Here is a 2,681-nt window from a genome sequence, read left to right as displayed (position 1 = left end):
CAGTAAAATGCCGCTAGGGAGCGTGGCGGAATGGGTGACATTTTGGGAAGACTATGTTGAGCGACAGAATGATTGATTCGCCAAACATTCCAGTGCCCAAGCGGCAGGTCAATCTAGACGACCGCAGAATGCAGTATCAAAACTACGCATCTCCACGCCAGGGCGCCGAATGGATAGCTAGCTTACTTCGCGAGATGTCCATCAACATCGAACCCGTTCATCTTTATAGCATTGCGAGAAACCTTGGTGTTGGCGCCATCATTCTTGACGACCGACTCGATCGACCCGGCCATGTAGCCTGGGAATTGGGTAGGCCTACCATTCGCTTACGCGGAAATGCCAAGCCGGCCCGACGGCGATTTGCGCTCGCGCACGAACTAGCCCACGTGATTCTGGGTCACGGTGATCCTTCGCAATGCGAGGCCGAGCCCACGCCGGCGAAATTGCGGCTCGACGAGTTGCTCGCCGATAGTGTCGCGGGGTGCCTACTCGTGCCGAGGCCGGACATAGCAAAGATGTGTCGCTTTCCGGCGGTTACTCTTGCAGTTGTCCGGGAGGTCGCGGAGCGTAACCACGTCTCGCTGTCGGTAGTGGTCCGTCGGCTGTCCGACACCTGCCCTACCGAGGCTGCTCTCCTGCTTGAACTTCGGCGTACGCCATCGCACTGGAAGGTGTGGCGGATGATCGGTAATGCCCCTGGGGTGAGGAACACGCTCGAAGTGTCGAGTAGCGAGAACATCCGCCTCGATTGCGTCAAAGAGTTGGATTGCAGATTTGCGATACGGGTTCACGTTGCCGGTCGCACACTCACCCTGAGCGGAACTGGGAATCGCAGGGGCCCTCACATGCTGCTGTACGTGTCTTCCGTCGAATAGTCCGCATCTTTCAGCAGCTTGGGTCCGACAGCGATCCGAGCCGAGATTCCCGCGGCCTACGCACCGAGCTAGATTCCGCCCAACGACGAAAGCGCAACGTCGGTAGTAACAATTGTCGCCGTCCCTATGACGAGATCCTTCAACATTTTTAATCCTTGCACTCACCTGGGACAGTCGATCGAGCGCCAGATAAGGGGCTCTTCAACTTTGACCGGGCAGTTCAGCAGGAAGTCTGAATGTTGGCCCGCGCGATGCGGGTCGTGTGAAACCGTATCCGACGGGCGGAGTTGTCGACGTTTCGGAACCCACACGCGGATCGTTTCACCTGTTTGACCAGCCGGTTGTAGCCCTCGGTTTTCGCGTTGGTGATTCCGGTGGTGATGAACGCGTTGATTCGCGGCCACCAGGTGTCGACCATCTTCGCGAGCGTGAGCAGCTCCGGGATCTTCGAGTCGGCACACCACGTGAAGAATCGGTGCAGTCGATGTGAGGTTCGATGGCGGCCGCCACCGTCACGGACGGTCGACAGCAGGGTCCGCAATTCTTCTTTTGCGATGTACGCAGACAGGATCTGCGCACTGGGATCCTGAGCGTCGATCTCATTCCACATCCGAGAAAAGCCAGTGTCCGACATACGTTCCCGACCACGAAGTAGTCGCCGTCGGTTCGCCCATTCTGGGTCTATCGCCCTACCGCGACAGGCCCGGTGATCCCACGTCACCCGCTGACGGACTTTGGTGACCGCGTCGTTGGCTTTGGCGACGAGATGGAAATGATCGACCACCAGCACCGCGTTCGGCAACAAATCCGGGGTGCGCACTGCGGAAGCGTAGACAGCAGCAGGATCGATCGCCACGTACTCGATCCCGTCACAAAATCTCTCACTGCGGGCGCCGAGCCAGCCCACCACCGTCGCCGATGTCCGGCCACTGCGCTGCCCGAGCATTCCCTGAGAACCGCTGATGTCGACGAACCCGGTGTCCCACGGATCGGTGCGCACCCACGTGCCGGTCGTCTCGCAGCGATCCCATCGGGGCTTGCCGCGGCGGGTCTCATCGATCCCCAGAACTCGAACCGGGTCCGGTTCGGTCAAAACCTGCGCGGCGAGTGCAACGAATCGGCGGTGTGCGGTCGGCCACGACACACCATGACCGGCGGCGACTTCGGAAACCGATCGTGCGGCTTCATCGATCGCCCAGCCCATCGCGCGACCGAGCCGGCCGGTCACCCTTGCCCGCGGCGGTAGCTCGTCGATGCTCTCGGTGAACGATCCGCGTTGACAGTATTCTTCTCTGCATCTCCATCGGGGCTTGTTCCACCGCAACGCAATTGGACTCTCACCGTAGGGAATATCCTTCGGCCTCGTGACCGCGTGACCCTTCACCGATGTCGACACCACGCCGCAACCTGGGCATGCCGCGGCTCGGTCGTTATCGGTGAAGAACTCCACCAACCGAACGCCATCCGAATCCGTGGACACGCGGTCCACGCGTACTCCGGGCAGCCCGAACAGCACTGTCGTACTCTGATCCATACCCTTGGTCTCCCTGTCGCCTGATGCTTCGCAACATCCAGACTTCAGGGGCCAAGGGCCTTCAGCTGGTAGACGCGCCGAACGAGCTCAGGGCCAGGGTTGCCCGGTAAAAATCGAAGAGCCGGTTTTGTGGTGCGGGAGCCCGGAGAGTTTGAGGGCATTGCGGAACCGCCGCGATTCACGGACGGCGACTTCCTCGGCGAGGAGATGATCGACGAAGTCGAGGTCGCCCATCTGGGCGGAGTCCGCGCGGGCAGCGGACTCGGTGACCG

General features: G+C 60.5%; 3 protein-coding genes. 1 reads left to right on the top strand and 2 read right to left on the bottom strand.

Annotation, left to right across the window (positions count from 1 at the left end):
• The first annotated feature begins 53 nt into the window (after positions 1-53).
• Entirely contained in the window at positions 54-875 is an 822-nt protein-coding gene (locus tag WBQ44_RS02430; RefSeq protein ID WP_495565147.1) for an ImmA/IrrE family metallo-endopeptidase, read from the top strand.
• 220 nt (positions 876-1,095) lie between these two features.
• On the opposite strand, the gene WBQ44_RS02425 is transcribed toward WBQ44_RS02430, so the two are convergent.
• Together WBQ44_RS02425 and WBQ44_RS02420 are read right to left on the bottom strand one after the other, a co-directional pair.
• Entirely contained in the window at positions 1,096-2,409 is a 1,314-nt protein-coding gene (locus WBQ44_RS02425) for an ISL3 family transposase (RefSeq protein WP_495565146.1), read from the bottom strand.
• A gap of 87 nt (positions 2,410-2,496) precedes the next feature.
• A partial coding sequence (locus WBQ44_RS02420; protein ID WP_495565145.1) for an ATP-binding protein occupies positions 2,497-2,681 on the bottom strand: 185 nt, incomplete at its 5' end.

Source organism: Rhodococcus sp. (in: high G+C Gram-positive bacteria) (assembly GCF_049591685.1).
In the GTDB taxonomy this organism is placed as follows: domain Bacteria; phylum Actinomycetota; class Actinomycetes; order Mycobacteriales; family Mycobacteriaceae; genus Rhodococcoides.
This window is presented reverse-complemented; position numbering and strand designations above follow the sequence as displayed.